The organism is Robiginitalea marina (assembly GCF_024006985.1).
Lineage (GTDB): Bacteria > Bacteroidota > Bacteroidia > Flavobacteriales > Flavobacteriaceae > Robiginitalea > Robiginitalea marina.
In genome coordinates, this window is sequence record NZ_JAMXIB010000009.1 from 87,746 (window position 1) to 107,548 (window position 19,803).

The window sequence follows — 19,803 nt, forward strand, 5'->3', positions numbered from 1 at the left end:
AGGTTTGGGTGTTCGAAAAAGCGGGCGCCATCAGCGGGAACGGTTGAAAAAGGAATCCACGAATTCCAGTTTGTTGAATACCTGCAGGTCCTCTATACCTTCCCCCACCCCAATATATTTTACCGGGATGCGGAACTGGTCCGAAATCCCGATAACCACCCCGCCTTTGGCGGTGCCGTCGAGCTTGGTGACGGCCAGGGACGTCACTTCAGTGGCTTTCGTAAACTGTCTCGCCTGTTCAAAAGCGTTCTGCCCGGTGGAGCCATCCAGGACCAGGAGGACCTCATGGGGGGCATCCGGGACCACCTTCTGCATGACCCGTTTGACCTTGGTGAGCTCATTCATCAGGTTCACCTTATTGTGGAGGCGTCCGGCGGTGTCGATCAACACCACATCGGCGTGTTGTTTGAGGGCTGCACTAAGGGTATCAAAGGCGACGGAGGCCGGATCGCTACCCATTTTCTGCTTTACCAGCGGCACCCCCACGCGGTCGGCCCAGACCTGGAGCTGGTCTATGGCAGCAGCCCGGAAGGTATCCGCCGCCCCGAGGACGACCTTTTTACCCTGCTTGCTAAACTGGTGGGCCAGTTTCCCGATGGTGGTGGTCTTCCCCACCCCGTTGACCCCAACCACCATGATTACATAAGGGCCGTCCACCCGGGGCACTTCGAATTCGGTGGCTTCCCCGTGGTGGGTTTCAGCGAGGAGCCCGGCAATTTCCTCCCTCAGGATACTGTCGAGCTGATCGGTTCCCACATATTTGTCCCGGGCCACCCGGGCCTCGATCCGTTCGATAATCTTCAGGGTGGTTTCCACCCCCACGTCGGAGGTCACCAGCACTTCTTCCAGGTCGTCGAGAACCTCGTCGTCGACGCGCGATTTGCCCACAACCGCTTTGCTCAGCCTGGAGAAAAAACTGGATTTGGATTTTTCAAGCCCCTTATCCAGGGTTTCCTTTTTTTCAGAAGAAAAAAACTTTTTGAAAAGACTCATAGCCCAATGCGTGTCCCGGCAAATATAGCACTTTAAACCTTTTGGAGGGGTACGTCCCGGGATAGGCGAACCTTAGCCAATGCCAAAAAAAAGTGGCCGTTTCCCTGGGAAACGGCCACTTTATCGCTTTAACTCGCTATCGGAACTCCTATTTTTCGGAGAGCCAGTCGTTCACCATCTCGGGGGTCATTACCGCCTCTACGAAGGTGTAGGCACCCGTTTTGGGCGACTTCACCATCTTGATGGCCTTGGTCAATCTTTTTGAACTGGACTGAAGGGTTGCTACCGTTTTCTTTGCCATGATTCCTTATTTTATCTCTTTGTGTACCGTCATCCGCTTCAGGATGGGGTTGAATTTTTTAATCTCCATCCGGTCCGGGGTATTCTTTTTGTTCTTGGTGGTGATGTAGCGGGATGTCCCGGGCATACCCGACTCCTTGTGCTCTGTGCACTCCAGGATCACCTGTACTCTGTTGCCTTTCTTTGCCATGATGCTCTGTGTTTAGGCGATTACTTGTTGAGAATCCCTTTCTGTTTCGCTTCCTTCAGGACTGCCGAAATCCCCTTCTTGTTGATGGCCTTCAGGGCCCGGGTGGAAACGCGAAGGGTAACCCACCGGTCTTCCTCTGGAATGTAGAACCTTTTCTTGGAGAGGTTTACGTCAAAACGCCTCCGGGTCTTGTTGATGGAAAAGGAAACATTGTTCCCAAACATTGCCTTCTTACCGGTAATTTCGCAGACTTTTGCCATTGCGCAGGGTTAACTTGGTTCAAAACAGGGTGCAAATTTACGTCATTTTTGCCGTATGCCCAAACTTCTTATTTAGAATTTTATGATTTCTTTGAGCAGGAGCTCAAAGGCCTTGTGCACCGACTTCTGTACGATCCGTTCCCGGTGGTTTCCCATTGAAAATTCAAGGGCATAAGACCCCTGGGGTCCGGCAATCCCAAGGTACACTTTTCCGATGGCCTCATCGGAATCGCCTTTGGACGGCCCTGCATTCCCGGTTGTGGCTACCGCAAAATCGGCATCCAGGAGGATGCGTACATTTTCAGCCATGGCCTGGGCCACTGGGGCACTCACCACCGAATGTGAGGCGATGAGCTGCTCAGGCACCCCCAGCACCGAAATTTTCGCCCCGGTGGCATAACTGACCACCCCCCCTTTAAAATAGGCCGAAGCCCCCGGGATAGCGGTGAGCTGCGAAGCTATCCGCCCCCCCGTAAAGCTTTCTGCCACAGCCAGGGTGGCTTTTTTGTCGGTGAAGCGCTTGCGAAGGGTTTCCTCAAGCGGTTCCCCGTCTTCCTCCCCAAACAGGATGTCGGAAACCAGGGTTTTCAGGGCTTCGGTGAAACGGTTTAGTTCCTGTTCCAGGGGTTGTAGTTCTGAGCCCCGGGCTGAAAGCCTGAGGCGGACCTTTCCCAGGTTCGGGAGGTATGCCAGCTTGAAATGGGGGGGCAGGGTGTCTTCCCACCCTGCGAGCCGCCCGGCGATGGCACTTTCACCCAACCCGTAGGTCACCAGGGTCCTGTGCAGCAGTACCGGGCGCTGGAACGCCTTGAGGATCCTCGGGCGTACCTGGTCGGCAAACAATTGTTTCATTTCGAAAGGCACCCCTGGAAGAGCCACAAAAACGGCCCTTTTTCCCCTCATCCACAGGCCGGGAGCCGTACCGTAGGGGTTATGGAGCACCTCGGCCCTGGAGGGAACCAGCGCCTGTTGGCGGTTCAGGTCGGATATGGGGGTGGAAATGTGCTCCCGGAACAACGCCTCCACATGGGCCAGGACCTCCCGGTCTTCCCGCAGGTGATCCCCGAAAAACTCACATAGGGTATGCTTGGTGATATCGTCCCTGGTTGGGCCGAGACCCCCCGTAATCACCACGAGCTCAGCCCGCGATTCGGCTTCCTGAAGGGCATTCAGGATATGGGTGCGGTCGTCCTGCACCGAGGAGATCTGTTGGACCAAAACCCCGATCCGGTGCAGTTCCTGGGCCAGGAATGCCGAATTGGTATCCACGATCTGCCCGATCAGGATTTCATCCCCGATGGTAATGATCTCCGCAAGCATCAGAAGCCAAATTCCTTCCGGAGTTCAGAAACCGCCTGTTCCACCTGTTGTTTCAGGACGGGGAAATGGCTGCGTATCAGCCCGAGGTCCCCGGAAGCCTTCCCCAGGGTTTCAATTTCCAGGGCCAGGGCCCGGGCCTGTTCCATGCCCAACAGGTCAACATTGGGCTTGATTTTGTGGGCCATCTTATAAATTTGCTCGTAATCGCCTGCCTTCACTGCTCCTTCAAGGGCCAGCAGGTCAGTGGGGACTTCTTCCAGGAATACCGAGAGGACCGATTCCACGAACTCGGCATCCCCTTCAGCCATCTCCTGTATTTTATCCAGGCTGTAAATCATACTAACGCACTTTTAATGAAAAGACTTCGTTGCCTTCCAGCTTTCCGGAAAGGTAATCATTTGGGGCTACCGGCCCAACCCCGGAAGGCGTGCCGGTAAAAATTACATCCCCCTTTTTCAGGGTGAAAAAAGTGGAGATATAAGCGATCAGTTCATCGACCTTCCATAGCATCTGCCGCGTATCCCCATCCTGTACCACCTGCCCGTTTCGCTCCAGGGTAAACCGAAGGTGGCCCAGGTCGGGGAAGCTGCTTTTCGGAAGCCACTCCCCGATTACGGCGGAACCGTCGAACCCCTTGGCCTTTTCCCAGGGAAGGCCTGCCGCCTTGAGTTGGTCCTGGAGGTCCCGGGCGGTAAAGTCTATGCCCAGGGAAATTTCGTCATAGTATTTAGGGGCGAAGGCCCTGTCGATATGCTTGCCCACTTTACTGATCTTTACCAGCAATTCCACCTCATAGTGGATGCAGCCGGAAAACTCGGGGATGAAAAAATCCTGCTCCCTTGGTAAAATGGCCGAATCGGGCTTTATGAACAGCACGGGGGAAGCGGGTCGCTCATTGGCCAGCTCCTCGATATGGGCCGCATAATTGCGCCCTACACAAATTAATTTCATTTCCAGGGGTTTTAATGGGTTTCCAGAACGTTCAGGGCAATCCTCAGGACAAACGGTTGTTGAGGCGGGCCAGGCGGATCTGCGTCAGTACCTTTTTGGTGTACAGGGGGAAATCGGCATTGAGGATCCATCCAAAGTAACCGGGTTCCTGTTCCAGGACCTCCAGGACCTTCCTGCCCTTGTGTTTTCCAAACGAAAAAATTTCGTCCCCTGAATCATCCCTTTGGATGAAGCCGGCGAAATCGACCGATTCCGAATGGGAGGAGAACGCAGCAAGGGCTTTCACATCATTCTCGAGTTCCGGGTACCGGTCGAGTTGGGAAAGCAGGACCTCATAGGTAGCCAGGGTATCGGCCGCCGCGCTGTGGGCATCGCGCAGCTCCTTCCCGCAATAGAACTGGTAGGCTGCCTCCAGGGTGCGCTTTTCCATTTTGTGAAAAATGGTCTGAACGTCCACGGCCACCGTATTTTTCATATCGAAATCCAGGCCCGCCCGAAGGAGTTCCTCGGCCAGCAACGGGATGTCAAACCGGTTGGAATTGAATCCCGCCAGGTCGCACCCCTGGATCATCTGGTACACTTCCCGGGCACGTTCCCTGAAGGGGGGCTCCCCGGCCACCTTTTCATCTGAAATCCCATGGATGGCAGTGGCTTCCTTCGGGATGGGCATTTCCGGATTTACCAGCCAGGTTTTACTCTCCTTGTTCCCATTGGGAAATACCTTCAGGATGGCGATTTCCACAATGCGGTCCTGGGCGATGTTCGTGCCGGTGGTCTCCAGGTCGAAAAAACAAATGGGTCTGCTCAGGTTTAATTCCATGCCAAATGGTTAACTGTATTCACTGGGGCAGCCTGCAACGGCCCCTGCTTACTTGTTTGTAACCGGGCGATCCGGTCTTCAGAATTCGCGGTCCTCGTCCCAGGCCTCCAGGTAATCGGCCACGGCTTTGGCAAACATCCCCCCCAGGGCGCCATTGACCACCCGGTGGTCGTAACTGTGGGAGAGGAACATCTTCGACCGGATGCCGATAAAGTCCCCGGCCGGGGTCTCGATCACGGAAGGCACCTTCCTGATGGCCCCAAGGGCCAGGATACCCACCTGGGGCTGGTTGATGATAGGGGTGCCAAAGACGCTGCCAAAGGTCCCCACATTGGTCACCGTATAGGTGCCGTCCTTGATTTCATCGGGTTTCAGGGCATTGTTTCGGGCCCGTTCTGCCAAATCATTTACCGCGCGGGCCATCCCCACCAGGTTCAACTGGTCGGCATTCCTGATGACCGGGACGATCAGGTTCCCGTCAGGGAGGGCGGCAGCCATCCCTATATTGATGTTTTTCCTGCGGATAATGGCATCTCCGTCAACAGAGATGTTCATCATGGGGAACTTTTTAAGGGCTTTGGCCACGGCTTCCAGGAAAATGGGGGTGAAGGTGAGCTTCTCCCCTTCCCTTTTCTGAAAGGCATCCTTCACCCGGTCCCTCCAGAGAACGATTTTAGTGACGTCCACCTCAATAAAGCTCTGGACATGGGCCGAAGTCGACACGCTTTCCGCCATGTGTTTGGCAATCAGTTTGCCCATGCGGGTCATCGGGATCACTTCGTCCCCTGCCCCTGCGGAAATGGAAGGTTTCGGGGCCGGCGGGGCCTGGGGAGCGCTTGCCTGGGCCTGGGGGGCAGCTGCCCGGGGCGTTTCCGGGGCTGCGACCTTAGCCGGCTGGCCCTTCTTGCGGCCCTCGATATAGGCCAGCATATCGTCTTTGGTCACCCGTCCGTCCTTGCCGCTTCCGGGCAGGGCATCCAGTTCCTCCTGGCTGATCCCTTCTTCCCGGGCCATATTCCGTACCAGGGGGGAATAAAAACGCTCTGACCCCGACTGGACGGCCTCCGGGGCAGCTACCGGGGCAGCCGTTTCCACAGCCCGGGTTACTGCCTGTTCAGCTTGCGCCGCAGCTTCCACGACCGGGGCCATTTCTGAAACTACCCCCGAAGGTGCGCTGCTTCCCGCGCCTACCTCTATGATGGCCACAGTCTGCCCAACCTTGATCACCTGGTCCACCTCAAAGCATTTCTCCACCAGGACCCCTTCCACCTCGCTGGGGACTTCGGAATCCACTTTGTCGGTGGCAATCTCGAAAACGGGTTCATCCGCTTCTATAGGATCACCTACTTCTTTGAGCCAGGAGGTCAGGGTGGCTTCCGCCACGCTTTCTCCCATTTGTGGCAATTTCAGTTCAAATCTTGACATATTCTTAACCGGATAGCTGTCTACAAGATATTTTTTGCAAAAATAATAAAATTACCCCCCGATTTTTGACATATTTTTCCTCAACGATTCAGGGAACCTTCGAAGGGAATCCGTTGTAAAATGGAACGGCCCAGGGTGACCTCATCGGCGTATTCGAGTTCATCCCCCACCGGGACGCCCCTGGCAATGGTCGACAGGGTTACCGGCAGCCCTTCGAGCTGGCGGTAGATATAAAAATTGGTGGTGTCCCCCTCCATGGTCGCGCTAAGGGCAAAGATGAGCTCCCTGACTTCTCCCCCCCTTACTTTTTCCACCAGGGAAGCAATGGTGAGGTCCTGTGGACCCACCCCCTCCATGGGAGAGATCTTCCCCCCCAGGACGTGGTATAACCCCCGGAAATGCCCGGTATTTTCAATGGCCATGACGTCGCGGATGTCTTCCACCACGCAGACCAGGGAACGGTCGCGACGGGAACTGTTGCAGATCTCGCACAGGTCGGAATCGGAGATGTTATGGCATTCCCGGCAATGCCGGATGCGGGTGCGCAACTCCTGCAGGGCCTGGGCCAGGGAATCAGTCTGGGAAACGGGCTGCCTGAGCAGGTGCAGCACCAGCCTGAGGGCCGTCCGCTTTCCAATCCCCGGCAATTGGGACATCTCCGCAACGGCCTTTTCCAGGAGTTTGGATGAAATTTCCATAGGCACAAAATTACGTATCTATTTTAAGTTTTGTACTTTGGGAGCCAAATAAAAATAGGGCTTCTGGTGGGTCCTGGCCCGGTGCAGCCCCCCTGGCCGAAGGGTACCCCGAAGCCCGACTAGCCCGTCGGCATATGACCCCTGCATTTATCCTGGCCCTGGTGGGAGCCTATTTCCTGCTCCTGCTGCTGATTTCGTATTTTACGGGGAAGAATGACTCAAACGAGGATTTCTTCCGGGCGGGCAAGTCTTCCCCCTGGTACCTGGTGGCTTTCGGGATGATCGGGGCCTCCCTCTCAGGGGTCACCTTCATTTCCGTTCCCGGAGCCGTCCAAAGCGCTTCCTTTTCCTATATGCAGGTGGTGATGGGCTACCTGGCCGGGTACCTGGTGATCTCCTTCGTGCTGCTGCCCATTTACTACCGCCTCAATGTGACTTCCATCTACGAATACCTGGAGCAGCGCTTCGGGTGGATGAGCTATAAAATCGGTGCCCTCTCTTTTTTCATCTCCAGGGTACTGGGGGCAGCCTTCCGGCTATTCCTCGTGGCCCTGGTACTGCAGCAATTCGTATTCGACGCCTGGGGCGTCCCGTTCGAGTTGACCGTGGTCCTGTCCATAGCCCTGATCTGGGTCTACACCTTCCGGGGCGGGATCAAGACCATCGTCTGGACGGATACCCTGCAAACCTTTTTTATGCTGGCTTCCGTGGGGCTTTCCATCTATTTCATCAACCAGAGGCTGGGCTGGGGGTTTTTCGATTTCCTCAGCTCCCCGGAATTGGGGCAGTATAGCAAAACCTGGTTTACCGGGTCGTGGAATGAACGCAACCACCTGGTGAAGTCATTCGTGGGCGGGATGTTCATAACCATCTGCATGACTGGCCTGGACCAGGACATGATGCAAAAGAACCTCACCTGCCGGTCGCTGAAGGAAGCGCGGATGAACATGATCAGCTTCAGCCTGGTCCTGGTGGTGGTAAACCTGGTCTTCCTGCTGCTCGGCGCCCTGTTGTTTATTTATGCAGAGGCTTTCGGCGTGACGGTCCCGCTGATGGATGGCAGTCCGAAATCGGACCTCCTGTTCCCGGAAATCGCCCTGAATACCGGCCTGGGCAGGGGGGTGGCGGTCACCTTTATGCTCGGGTTGATCGCTGCGGCCTACAGCAGCGCAGACAGCGCCCTGACCTCCCTGACCACTTCTTTTTGCGTCGATTTCCTGGGGATCCAGAAAAAACCGGAACCCCTCAAAAAACGCATCCGCAAACGGACCCACCTGGCCATGAGCGCCCTGCTGATTGCCGTGGTAATCCTCTTCAAATATGTGCTGGACCGAAATGTCATCGACGGCCTGCTGACCGTGGCCACCTACACCTACGGCCCCCTTCTCGGGTTGTTTTCCTTCGGGATCTTTACCCGCTACCAACTTAAGGATTCCCTGGTCTGGGCCGTGGCCCTGGGGGTGATTTGCCTGGTCATCCTTATCGCGAACCTGCCCCCGTCCTGGCTGGGGGGCTACCAGGTGGGTTATGAACTGCTGCCCCTCAACGGCCTGCTTACCTTTGCAGGCCTGTGGCTGATCCGCGACAAAGGGGAAAAAACAGGGGCCAGCCTTTAGTATTGCCCCATGGAGAGCATGACCAGGGTACAGGCCTCCAGGACCTCCACCCCCTCCTTCCGAAGCAGGGTATAGAATTCCGGGTTCTCCGTTCCCGGGTTGAAAATCACCCTTTTGGGTTGTAACCTGAGGATCTCCCCGTAAAAGGGTACCTGACGCGATGGGCGCATGTAGAGGGTTACCGTGTGGATACCGGTGAACCCCCGAAGGCTGGTTTGTATCGCCACCCCTTTTACGGTCCCTTCCCTCAGGCCGAACGCCACCGTTTCCACCCCGGCATCCACCAACCGGCGGATGGCGATATAACTATAGCGGTGTGGTTTCACCGATGCGCCGAATACCAGGGTTTTTTTCATGCCGCGGTTCCTGTTAAAGTGTGTTAAGCCCTGTAACGACCTTTCAGGGTTTTCGTCTATAAAGATACGATGCAAAGCTGATCGCTTTGACAGGCCTTGTTCTTAAGTTAGTGGTTAGTGTTTGGATAGGCCTGTCAATACCAGAAACCCCATCAATCCGGATCCGGATTTCGATGGGGTTTCGACGTTTATACCCCCGGCGAATTGCACCCTCCCGCCTTGCCGCCAACGGGCCTTTGTAACAAAAAACCACCGGGGTCGTCTTTTAATTATCATCAATCAATCATCAAAAACGAACTGTCATGAAAACCCATCTCCTGTTGCTGGGGTGCTTCCTTATGGCCCTGTGGCCATCCCTGGCTTCCGCGCCCAATCCTGAACCCGACCTGAAAGATGGTTCCGTTGAAGGAACCGTCATCGATCAGGGCCTTGGCCAACCCGTGGCCTATGCGGCCGTGGTCATCAAAACCGCTCCCGGAACCGGGGAGCCCATTACCGGGGGGATAACCACGGAAGAAGGGCAATTCCACATCGAAAAATTGCCTGAAGGAAAGTATCTGCTGGAGGTTCAGTTCATTGGGTACCAGACGTATTCCATCCCCTTTGAAATCAGCAAGGAGGATAAGAAAGTCCGCCTGGGGACCATTTCCCTGAAAGAAGCCACCATGGAATTGAGCGGGGTGGAAGTGGTCGGGGAGCGCACCACCATTGAACAAAAAACGGACCGGAAGGTCGTAAATGTGGGCAGGGACCTGACCACAACCGGAGCCACCGCTGCAGAAATCATGAACAATATCCCTTCCCTGAACGTAGACCAGCAGACCGGGGAACTCAGCCTGAGGGGAAACACCAACGTTCGGGTAATGGTTGACGGGAAGCTTTCCAACGTGCCCGTGGAACAGTTGCTGCGGCAAATCCCGTCTACATCCATCAAGGCGATTGAACTGATTACCAACCCCTCGGCCAAATACAACCCCGAAGGAATGAGCGGGCTAATCAACATTATCCTGCATAAAAACGCGAATATCGGGTTCAATGGCAACCTCAACCTGGGGCTGACCAAAGGGATCGAAGCCAAGTTCAACAGCTCTGTGGACCTGAACTATCGCCAGGGGAAGGTGAACCTCTATGGGAGTTACGGCAACAATATAGGCAAGTATGTCAATGACGGACATATTTTTCGCCCCGTTGAGAACTCCCTGCAGGAGTTTGATTTCCTCAACAACAACAAGTCGCACCTCTATAAGGCCGGCATCGACATCTATCTCAACGACCGCCATACCCTTTCCGTTTTTACGAACCAGAACCTGTTTGACAGCCGGGGGAATGGGGGGGTTCAGGTCACCTATGCCGACAGTCCTTCCCGCAACACAGCCCTTGACCTGCTGACCCTGAACGATAACCGGAGTGAGCAGTACAACCTCGACTATAAATGGGAGTTCCCCAGGGAAGGCCATAGCCTGGAGCTGGAGTTCGACCATAACCGGTACACCAGCCAGGAGGATGCCGATTTCCGCTCCACCGGGGCAGCCACCCTGCCGGACTACACCGATTTTGTGGATATTGACCGGCTACAGACCATCGCAAACCTCGACTATGTGATCCCCCTCGATACCATATCCAAACTCGAGGCCGGCCTCGAAGCCAGGGTATTCGAAACCGAGGTGGGCTACCGTTCCACCGGCCTGTCCTTTACCCCTGAGGGGACCCTGGTCCCTACCCCAAGCACTGAATTCACCTATGGGATGGATATCTATTCGGCCTATGCCACCTATGGGCGAAATTATGAGCGCTGGTCTTTCCAGGCCGGCCTCCGTTTGGAAGATGTTGAGGTACAGGCCGACACCAATGGGGTGCGTTCCTTTACCGACGAATACACCCAGCTGTATCCTTCGGCCTTCCTTACCTACACCCCCGGCGAAAAAAACCAGTACCAATTAAGCTACAGCCGAAGGGTAGACCGGCCAGGGCTTACGCAGGTAAACCCCATCCGGGAATTCGCCACCCCCCTGATCTCTTCCTTCGGGAACCCGGAACTATTGCCCCAGTTCACCGATTCCTATGAGGCCAATTACACGCGGCGGTTCAAGATTGGGAGCCTCACGGCCGGGGTGTTCTACCGGGCCATCCAGGACGAGATCAACCGGGCGGTTTTTGTGGACCGGCTCGACCTGAACCGCATGATCCTTACCTACGACAACTTCGACGACACCTCGGCTTATGGGGTGGAGGTGTCGGGGAACCTCAAGGCGACCTCATGGTGGAGCATCAACATGAGCTTTGACCTGTACCAGCAAACCCAGCGCGGGCGCACGGAGCGCCTGCTGACCGACCAGTCGAATGCCACGGTGGATGACATCGTGGTGGTGGAACAGGAGGTCGACAACACGGCCTGGAACCTCAGGATGAACAACAGCCTGAAGGCTACCGAAAACCTAACCTTTCAGGTATTTGGCTTTTATCGCGGACAAAACCGCACCATACAGCTTACGGCAGACCCCATGTACTTTGTAAACCTTGGGGCCCGGTACAGCTTTGCCCAGGGAAAAGGGAGCGTCAGCGTGAATTTCAACGACGTGTTCAACACCATGCGCTTTGCCTTTGACGCCGACGAACCTTTTATACAGAGCGGGCAGTTCAACTGGGAAAGCCAGAACCTTTTTGTGGGGCTTTCCTATCGCTTCGGAAGCGGGAAGAACCAGACTTCGGGCCGGAAAAACCGCGACCGCAATACCAAAGAGGGAAGCGGCGGGCTTTTCTGAAACACATGCAAAGCGCAGCACCGGGGGGGATGGGTTGGTTGGCCTCCCGGCCCGCTGTGTAACGGGAACCCCGGCTTTTCAGGCCGGGGTTCCTTCTTTTTCATCGGGAAAATGAGGGTGCAAAAAACAGCCGGTGCGGTTACCACCGGATGATTACGCTCCCCCAGGTAAAGCCACTTCCAAAAGCGGCAAGGACCACCAGGTCGCCCTCCCGGATCTTCCCTTTTTCCCAGGCCTCGGTAAGGGCAATCGGGATGCTGGCCGCCGTGGTATTCCCGTAATACATGATGTTGTTGAACACCTGTTCGTCGGACAACCCGAATTTCTTCTGGATAAACTGGGAAATCCTCAGGTTGGCCTGGTGCGGGATGAGCATATCGATATCAGAAGGCTGCAGGTTGTTCTTTTTCAGCCCTTCCATAATAACCTCGCTGAAGCGCACCACGGCGTTCTTGAAGACGAACTGCCCGTTCATGTACGGGTAATAGGAGACATCGTCCGGATCGTTGTCCTTCAGGATGTCGGTCACCCATCGCGTGCCCATTCCCGGGGCGATCACGGAAAGCTCCTCTGCATGCTGCCCCTCGCTGTGGAGGTGGGATGACAGGATGCCCTTTTCCGGGTTTTCTTCCCGGCTCAGGATAGCAGCACCGGCCCCGTCGCCAAAGATCACGGAAACCCCCCGTCCGCGGGTGGTCATATCGAGCCCGCGGGAATGGAGTTCTGAGCCGATGACCAGGACGGTTTTATACATGCCGGTTTTGATGTACTGGTCGGCCAGGGACAACCCATAGACAAAGCCGGAACACTGGTTGCGGATATCCACTGCGCCCACGGTGGGAAGTTCAAGGTCGCGCTGTACCAGCACTCCTGGGCCCGGGAAATAATAATCGGGGCTCAGGGTGGCAAATACGATAAATTCAATCTCATCCTTGTCTATCCCGGCCCTTTCGATCGCCAGCCGGGCTGCCTTAACCCCCATGGAAGTGGTGGTATCCTCCCCTGCCCGCACGTGCCTGCGTTCCCTTATACCCGTGCGCTCCTGTATCCAGGCGTCATTGGTATCCATGATTTTGGAAAGGTCATCATTGGTAACGATCTGGTCGGGCACATAATATCCGAGCCCGACAATCTTCGAGTTGTACATACGCTTCGTTTAGTTTGTCGCCGGGGTTGCGGTGGGAAACACCCCCCCGGCCGAACTTTAAAAATACCCATAAAAGCCAAGTTGTCCTAAAAAAAAGCCCCCAAAGTGATGGGGAGCACAACAGCCCCGCAATGAATTCTGAAATTTCCCGTACCTTGGAAAGGTGTTTAATCCAATAGCCCCTTTTACTCCGAATCGCATGAAAAAATACCTCTTTTTCCTCCTGTTCGCCGGCCTGTTCAGCACCTATGCGCAGGTAGAACTGACCTACCAGACGCCCCCTGCCAAAATCCTGGAACTGGCCGAGGCCCCGCTGGCCCCGCGGGTCTGGATCACCGATTCCGGGCAGCACATGCTGCTCATGTACCGCAGCCCCTATAAAAGCATCGCGGAGCTTTCCGAACCCGAATTACGCCTGGGGGGCCTGCGGATCAACCCGGTCACCCATATCGGCAGCCGGACCACCTACTACCACAACCTGCGGGTGCAAAAACCGGGGGATCCGGCAACACGCCAGGTTAGTGGCCTCCCCAAAAACCCCAGGCTGGCCAACTTCAGCCTCTCGCCCAATGAAGAAACCCTGGCCATGACCCATACCACCGACCAGGGCGTGGAACTGTGGATGGTAGACCTGGAGCGCGCGGCCGCCCGGCGGCTGACCAGCCCGCAGCTCAATGCCAACCTCGGGGATGTGGTGAACTGGTTTAAAGACAGCCAGTCCGTGCTGGTAAAGATGCTGCCTGCAGACCGGAAGCCCCTCATTGAGCGGGAAGACCGGGTGCCCTCCGGGCCGACCATCGCGACCAACGACGGGAAAAAGGCCCAGAACCGGACCTACCAGGACCTGCTGAAAAACCCCGATGACGCTTTTAATTTTGAACAGTTGGCCCGGTCTGAACTCAGGCGGGTCCACCTCGACGGGCGGGTTACCCTCTGGAAAGAAGCTGCCATGTATGACCGGCTCAGCTTTTCCCCCGACGGGAACTACCTGATGGCGGTTACCCTGGAAAAGCCCTTTTCCTATTTGGTGCCCTACTACCGCTTCCCGGCGACCACAACCATTTACAACAGGGATGGAACCCTGGTCCGCAAGGTCCTGGAGGTGCCCCTGATCGAGGACCTCCCCAAAGGCTTTATGGCCGAACGCCCCGGACGGCGCGACCTGTCGTGGCGAAACGACCAGCCGGCCACCCTGGTCTATGTGGAAGCCCTGGATGGGGGCGACCCCGCCGTGGCCGTTCCTTTCCGCGACCAGGTGTTCCTGCTGGAAGCCCCATTTGACGGGCAGGGCACCCCGGTGCTGAAAACCATCAACCGCTTCGGGGGCATCCTGTGGGGGGATGCGACGACCGCCATCGCCACCGACCGCTGGTGGGATACGCGGAATACGAAGACCTACCTGTTCAATCCGTCCGACCCGTCCCGGGAGCCGGTAATCCTTTCTGACCGCAATTATCAGGATCAGTACAGTGACCCGGGCTCTTTTGCGACCACCAGGAATGACTTCCAGGTACCCGTGCTGGCCCTCGACCGCAAGGGAAACGCCTTTTTGCTGGGAGACGGGTTTACCGCAGAAGGGCAATTCCCCTTCGTGGACCGGATTGACCTTGAGTCGGGGCAGAAGTTACGGCTGTACGAATCGCGGATCCCCGGGAAAAAGGAAACCCTCCTGGAGTACGATCCGGAAAAAGACCAGTTGCTGGTACAACTGGAATCCCCTTCGCAGTACCCGAACTACTATTTCAAAAGCCTGGTTCGGCGCAAGGCCCCCATGGCCCTAACCTCCTTTGAAAATCCGTTTAAAAGCCTGCAGGAAGTCCACAAGGAAGTTATAACCTACACCCGGGAAGACGGCCTGGAGCTCAGCGGCACCCTCTACCTCCCCGAAGGCTACGACAGGGCATCAGGGGAAAAACTCCCCATGATCTTGTGGGCGTATCCCCGGGAATTCAAAGACAAGGGGAGTGCCGGCCAGAATACGCAGAACCCCAATGAATTTACCTATCCGTCCTGGGGGTCCCCCATATACTGGGTCACCCGCGGGTATGCCGTGCTGGACGATGCGGCCTTCCCGATTATCGGCGAAGGGGATGAAGAGCCCAACGACAGTTTTCGCACCCAGCTGGTGGCCAATGCCAGGGCGGCCATCGAGGCCGTGGACCGCATGGGGTATATCGATCCCAAACGCGTGGCGGTCGGGGGGCACAGCTATGGGGCTTTTATGGTGGCCAACCTCCTGTCTCACTGCGATTTGTTCGCAGCTGGTATTGCGCGCAGCGGGGCCTACAATCGCACCCTGACCCCATTCGGGTTCCAGAGCGAACAGCGGAATTACTGGGAAGCTCCTGAAATCTATTACAACATGTCGCCCTTTATGCATGCCGACAAGATGAAGACACCCCTACTGCTGATCCACGGGGAAGCCGACAACAATTCCGGCACCTACCCCATGCAGAGCGAACGCTATTTTAATGCCCTCAAAGGACTCGGGGCTATGGTCCGCCTGGTGATGCTCCCAAAGGAAAGCCACGGCTACCGGGCCAGGGAAAGCATCCTGCACATGCTCTGGGAACAGGACCAGTGGCTCGAGCAGTACCTGAAGCCCGGGCCCGGGGAGGACGCCAAAGGCAGGTAGAGCGGTCGGCCGCCTACAGGTATTGGAGGTAGTCGTGGATCCTCACCCTTGCCCTGAGGTCGTGCAATAAATTGTACAGGCCGAAAAAGGTGCGGTTGATGTAGAGGAAGTGCCTGGAACCCCGGTTGGCATTCATCTTTCGGATCTGGGGATCCCTGGAGTAGCGCTCGCTCAGCTGTCCGATTTGCTGCCAGAATGCCGGGGAGGAAAAATCAAATTCCTCCTGGTTGAAAGGACGGGTGAAAAGCTCCAGCATCTCGCGGAACAGGTCTTTGAAGAAATAGAGTTCCTCAGGGCTGTCGGCCGGGGAAAGGATTTCCAGTTCGAACAGTTTTTGGGTAAACAGGGACTCATCGAGGAACGTTTCTTTACGGGCCAGCTCAAAATACGGGGTATAGAAGGAATCCGGGATTTCCTTGATGCACCCGAAGTCTATGGCGATCAGGTCGCCTTCGGGCCCTACCAGGAAATTCCCCGGATGCGGATCGGCGTGCACCCTGCGCAAGTGGTGGATCTGATACATATAGAAATCCCACAGGACCTGCCCAAGGCGGTTCCCCGTATCCGGGGCAAAAGGGTTTTTGGTAAATTCCCCAAGGTGCTCCCCTTCCATCCAGTCCATGGTCAGGATCCGCTCCCCGGACCACTGCGGGTAGTAGGTGGGAAAACGAATCCCGCTCAGCCCGCTGCAGGCCTCCGTGATGGACCTGCTCTGGCGAAGCTCCAGGAGGTAATCGGTTTCTTCCTTCAATTTTTCCTCTACTTCCCTAAAATATTTCTCCGTGTCCTTCCCCTTCAGGTTAAACATGCGGGTGGCCACAGGCTTCACCAGGGCCAGGTCGCTGCTAATGCTCTCTGAAACCCCCGGATACTGTATTTTAACCGCCAGGTCCTTCCCGTCTTTCCTGGCCCGGTGGACCTGCCCGATACTGGCGGCATTGACAGACTCGGGCTCAAAATGGTCAAACAAGTCCTCGGGGTTGCATCCAAGATACCGCCGGAAGGTTTTTCGCACCAGGGGGCCAGACAGGGGAGGAACGGAAAACTGGGCCAGGGAAAACCGGTCCACATAGGCCCGGGGGAGTAAATTTTTCTCCATGCTCAGCATCTGGGCCACTTTCAGGGCACTGCCTTTGAGGTCCTTCAACCCGTCATAGACGTCACGGGCGTTGTCCTGATCCAGCCCTTCCCTTTCGAGGTCGGGGTTCAGGAGCTTCTTCCCATAAAACTTCATGTAGTTGCCCCCCAGCTTAACTCCGGTCTGCACGAGCTTTCCAGCCCGTTCTATCTTGGAAGTGGGGATGCGGTCGAGGGTTTTCATAGGGGGTGCGGGGGGTTAAGCAAAATGTTCCTTGTAGAGGAACTTCCCGAAATCCAGGACCCGTTCCAGGGGCGTGTTGTCAAAGACATCAAAAATCGTGTTGACCGATTTTTCAATCGCCATATCGGTTTTTTCGAAGGACGGGGAACCATCCTTCATCCAGAACTGCAACAAAAACATGAATTGCAACCAGGCGCCTTCGGAAAACAGGGCCGGGCTATGCCGGGTAATGGCACTGCTGCGCTCCTCATTGCCCTGCTCCACCAGCTCCCTGGCAAAGCCCCGTATCCGGGTGCGCAATCCGCTGAGCTGGGAAAAGCGTTCCAGGGGCTTCTCCCCCTGTTTCAGGGCAAAAAGCACATAGCTGCGATTCAGCGTCAGGAGTTCGAAAAAAGTAAAAAAGAACCCGAGCATCTTCTCCCGGGGGGCATACCCGTCATAGGCCGTCTCTTCTCTGAGCAGCCCAAGGGTTTTGTCGTAAAAGGAGACCCAAATTTCCTTTTGGAGGGCCTCAAGGGAGCCGAAATGCTTATAAAATTCAGATTCTTCCAGGGCATTATCCTTACAAAACCGATAGACGGAAACAGGAAATTTCTCCCTTTCCAGGGTATCGGACATGTAGGCAGCCACAAGGGTTTCCCCAGTCGATATTTCAGGTTTTTTCTTAGGGCTCATTTCAATTCTTTTTGTCTAATCAAATGTACGTTTTCTTATACACTATAACTGTTAATATCTCCCCAAAAGGCGCAAAAGAAAAAGCGCACTTTTCAGCAAAGTGCGCTTTTCAAACAACCTAACCAATTAATAAACAAACTGTTTCTCAAATAAGAATGCCCAAGTGGGAATCTTTAAAATCGAAAACATTTCAAAGATAACAATGTTCAGACATAAATCATTATTGTGAAACAAAAAATAGTGTTAAAATTTAAATTCGTGACATTCCGGCCGTGCCGTAAATGCCAGTTTGTCATTTTGCCGGGAGCTGGTATCCTTTTTGATCTTCTCAGGACTGACTAACAAAAGAAATTTTAGCTATGGCCACAGGCAAAATCAATGTTTCCGTTGAAAATATTTTTCCGCTGATCAAAAAGTTCCTCTACAGCGACCACGAAATCTTTTTGAGGGAGCTTGTTTCCAATGCAACCGACGCCACCCTCAAACTAAAACACCTGGCCTCCATCGGGGAGGCTAAGGTTGAGCTGGGAGATCCCCTCATCGAAATAAAGATCGACAAGGAGGCAAAAACGCTGCACATCCTTGACCAGGGTATTGGCATGACGGAGGAAGAGGTAAAAAAATATATCAATGAGGTGGCCTTTTCGGGGGCGGAGGAATTCCTCGACAAGTATAAGGATGCCGGGAAGGACGCCGGGATTATCGGGCACTTCGGCCTCGGTTTTTACTCCTCCTTCATGGTGGCCGACCGGGTGGAAATCCTGACCAAAAGCTACCAGGACGCGCCTGCCGTGCACTGGAGTTGCGATGGGAGCCCCGAGTTCACCCTTAAAAAGGGCAAAAAGAAAGAGCGGGGTACAGAGATCATTTTGCATATCGCCGAAGACTCAGGGGAATTCCTGGAGGAAGGACGCATCAGGGCATTGCTGCTCAAATACAATAAGTTCATGCCGGTCCCCATCAAGTTCGGCACCCGTACCGAGACGCTGCCCAAACCTGAAGGGGCCGGGGAAGATGAACCGGCACCTACCCGGGAGGTCGACAATATCGTAAACAACCCTACCCCGGCCTGGACCAAGAAACCGGCAGACCTCAAGGACGAGGATTACAACTCTTTTTACAGGGAACTCTATCCCATGCAATTTGAGGAGCCCCTGTTCCACATCCACCTGAACGTGGATTACCCCTTCAACCTGACGGGAATCCTCTATTTCCCCAAACTCAACCAGGACCTGGCCCTTCAGAAAGACCGGATCCAGCTCTATCAGAACCAGGTTTTCATCACAGACAATGTAGAAGGGATTGTCCCGGAATTCCTCACCATGCTCCGCGGGGTCATCGATTCCCCGGACATCCCCCTGAACGTGTCCCGGTCCTACCTGCAGGCCGACGGGGCGGTCAAAAAGATTTCTTCCTATATCACCAGGAAGGTGGCCGACAAACTGAATTCACTTTTCAGGGAAGACAGGGAAAATTTTGAGAAGAAGTGGAATGACATCAAGATTGTCATCGAGTACGGTATGCTGTCGGAAGAAAAATTCTTTGAGAAGGCAGAGGGTTTTGCCCTTTACCCCACCGTTGACGGGGCGTATTATACCCTTGAGGAGCTCCGGGAAAAGGTGTCAGGGCAGCAGACCGACAAGGACGGCAAGTTGGTGTTGCTCTACGCTTCTGACCGGGAAGCCCAGCACGCCTACATCCGCGCTGCCAGGGATAAAGGCTATGAGGTGCTGTTGATGGACAGCCCCATTGTGGCCCACCTGATGCAAAAACTCGAAACCAGCAAGGAAAACCTTTCCTTTGCCAGGGTCGATGCCGACTCCCTCGACAAACTCATCCGCAAGGAGGACACCCAGATATCAAAACTTTCGGACGAGGAGCAACAGACCCTGAAAAAGCAACTGGAAGACGTACTGGGTGAGAAAAGCCCGTATACCGTGCAGCTTGAACCTGCAGACAGCGAAGCAGCCCCCTTTATGATCACAGAACCCGAGTTCATGAGGCGCATGAAGGAGATGCAGCGAACCGGCGGTGGCATGTTTGGCCTGGGCAATATGCCCGAACTCTATAACCTGGTGGTGAACACCAACCATCCCCTGGTCGGGGAGATCCTGGCCACGAAAACCGAAAAGAAGCGCCAGCGCCTGATCAACCAGTGCGTGGACCTGGCACGGCTTTCAAAAGGATTGCTTAAAGGGGAGGAACTGACCACATTCATCCGACGGAGTTATGATCTGGTAAAGTAAGTCGTCCTTGTACGACAAAAAACCGCCCCTGACGGGGCGGTTTTTTTTATTTGGCGTCCCTGAGTCCGGATTCCCTGCCTATCTTTAG

18 protein-coding genes are annotated in these 19,803 nt (G+C 55.2%); 4 read left to right on the forward strand and 14 right to left on the reverse strand.

Going from position 1 to position 19,803, the window contains the following annotated elements; genetic code table 11:
- Positions 1 to 30 precede the first annotated feature (30 nt).
- The 10 genes from ftsY to recR all read right to left on the reverse strand — a co-directional run bounded on the left by ftsY (position 31) and on the right by recR (position 6,957).
- Complete coding sequence (ftsY, locus tag NG653_RS11490) at positions 31 to 993, reverse strand: signal recognition particle-docking protein FtsY (protein WP_252741854.1); 963 nt, start codon at positions 991 to 993, stop codon at positions 31 to 33.
- Between the two features lie 148 nt (positions 994 to 1,141).
- Positions 1,142 to 1,294 (reverse strand): DUF4295 domain-containing protein, encoded by a 153-nt coding sequence (locus NG653_RS11495; RefSeq protein WP_252741855.1) that lies wholly within the window; start codon positions 1,292 to 1,294, stop codon positions 1,142 to 1,144.
- 6 nt (positions 1,295 to 1,300) lie between these two features.
- Positions 1,301 to 1,483 carry a 50S ribosomal protein L33 gene (gene rpmG / locus NG653_RS11500; RefSeq protein WP_014033526.1) on the reverse strand — a complete coding sequence of 61 codons (183 nt, stop codon included), beginning with the start codon at positions 1,481 to 1,483 and terminating at the stop codon, positions 1,301 to 1,303.
- Positions 1,484 to 1,503: 20 nt separating this feature from the next.
- On the reverse strand, positions 1,504 to 1,743 hold the full coding sequence (rpmB, locus tag NG653_RS11505; protein WP_252741856.1) for a 50S ribosomal protein L28: 240 nt from the start codon (positions 1,741 to 1,743) through the stop codon (positions 1,504 to 1,506).
- A 72-nt stretch (positions 1,744 to 1,815) separates the two neighbouring features.
- Positions 1,816 to 3,063 carry a competence/damage-inducible protein A gene (locus tag NG653_RS11510; RefSeq protein ID WP_252741857.1) on the reverse strand — a complete coding sequence of 416 codons (1,248 nt, stop codon included), beginning with the start codon at positions 3,061 to 3,063 and terminating at the stop codon, positions 1,816 to 1,818.
- Positions 3,063 to 3,401, reverse strand: a complete 339-nt coding sequence (locus NG653_RS11515) for an Hpt domain-containing protein (RefSeq protein ID WP_252741858.1) — start codon at positions 3,399 to 3,401, stop codon at positions 3,063 to 3,065. The genes NG653_RS11510 and NG653_RS11515 overlap by 1 nt, the downstream gene beginning before the upstream one ends.
- A gap of 1 nt (position 3,402) precedes the next feature.
- Entirely contained in the window at positions 3,403 to 4,014 is a 612-nt protein-coding gene (locus NG653_RS11520; protein ID WP_252741859.1) for a fumarylacetoacetate hydrolase family protein, read from the reverse strand.
- Between the two features lie 43 nt (positions 4,015 to 4,057).
- Positions 4,058 to 4,834 (reverse strand): 3'-5' exonuclease, encoded by a 777-nt coding sequence (locus NG653_RS11525; RefSeq protein ID WP_252741860.1) that lies wholly within the window; start codon positions 4,832 to 4,834, stop codon positions 4,058 to 4,060.
- Between the two features lie 78 nt (positions 4,835 to 4,912).
- A complete protein-coding gene (locus NG653_RS11530; RefSeq protein WP_252741861.1) occupies positions 4,913 to 6,259 on the reverse strand; it encodes a dihydrolipoamide acetyltransferase family protein in 1,347 nt (448 codons plus the stop codon).
- Between the two features lie 80 nt (positions 6,260 to 6,339).
- On the reverse strand, positions 6,340 to 6,957 hold the full coding sequence (recR, locus tag NG653_RS11535) for a recombination mediator RecR (protein ID WP_252741862.1): 618 nt from the start codon (positions 6,955 to 6,957) through the stop codon (positions 6,340 to 6,342).
- A 134-nt stretch (positions 6,958 to 7,091) separates the two neighbouring features.
- Between recR and NG653_RS11540 the strand changes: the two genes are divergently transcribed.
- Complete coding sequence (locus NG653_RS11540) at positions 7,092 to 8,573, forward strand: sodium:solute symporter (protein ID WP_252741863.1); 1,482 nt, start codon at positions 7,092 to 7,094, stop codon at positions 8,571 to 8,573.
- Here NG653_RS11540 and NG653_RS11545 read toward each other — a convergent pair.
- Entirely contained in the window at positions 8,570 to 8,929 is a 360-nt protein-coding gene (locus NG653_RS11545) for a CoA-binding protein (RefSeq protein WP_252741864.1), read from the reverse strand. The two genes, NG653_RS11540 and NG653_RS11545, sit on opposite strands and share 4 nt — an antisense overlap.
- A 302-nt stretch (positions 8,930 to 9,231) precedes the next feature.
- On the opposite strand from NG653_RS11545, the gene NG653_RS11550 reads away from it, so the two are divergent.
- Positions 9,232 to 11,691, forward strand: a complete 2,460-nt coding sequence (locus NG653_RS11550) for a TonB-dependent receptor (RefSeq protein ID WP_252741865.1) — start codon at positions 9,232 to 9,234, stop codon at positions 11,689 to 11,691.
- A gap of 139 nt (positions 11,692 to 11,830) precedes the next feature.
- On the opposite strand, the gene NG653_RS11555 is transcribed toward NG653_RS11550, so the two are convergent.
- Complete coding sequence (locus tag NG653_RS11555) at positions 11,831 to 12,838, reverse strand: 3-oxoacyl-ACP synthase III family protein (protein WP_252741866.1); 1,008 nt, start codon at positions 12,836 to 12,838, stop codon at positions 11,831 to 11,833.
- Positions 12,839 to 13,037: 199 nt separating this feature from the next.
- Here NG653_RS11555 and NG653_RS11560 point away from each other — a divergent pair, with 199 nt between their 5' ends.
- Positions 13,038 to 15,473, forward strand: coding sequence for an alpha/beta hydrolase family protein (locus tag NG653_RS11560; protein WP_252741867.1), 2,436 nt, complete (start codon positions 13,038 to 13,040; stop codon positions 15,471 to 15,473).
- Between the two features lie 13 nt (positions 15,474 to 15,486).
- Here the strand turns inward: NG653_RS11560 and NG653_RS11565 are convergent, their stop codons facing one another.
- Together NG653_RS11565 and NG653_RS11570 are read right to left on the reverse strand one after the other, a co-directional pair.
- Positions 15,487 to 16,794, reverse strand: a complete 1,308-nt coding sequence (locus tag NG653_RS11565; RefSeq protein WP_252741868.1) for an ABC1 kinase family protein — start codon at positions 16,792 to 16,794, stop codon at positions 15,487 to 15,489.
- A gap of 15 nt (positions 16,795 to 16,809) precedes the next feature.
- Entirely contained in the window at positions 16,810 to 17,469 is a 660-nt protein-coding gene (locus NG653_RS11570) for a TetR family transcriptional regulator C-terminal domain-containing protein (protein WP_252741869.1), read from the reverse strand.
- A gap of 359 nt (positions 17,470 to 17,828) precedes the next feature.
- Between NG653_RS11570 and htpG the strand changes: the two genes are divergently transcribed.
- Positions 17,829 to 19,715 carry a molecular chaperone HtpG gene (gene htpG, locus NG653_RS11575; RefSeq protein ID WP_252741870.1) on the forward strand — a complete coding sequence of 629 codons (1,887 nt, stop codon included), beginning with the start codon at positions 17,829 to 17,831 and terminating at the stop codon, positions 19,713 to 19,715.
- Positions 19,716 to 19,803 lie beyond the last annotated feature (88 nt).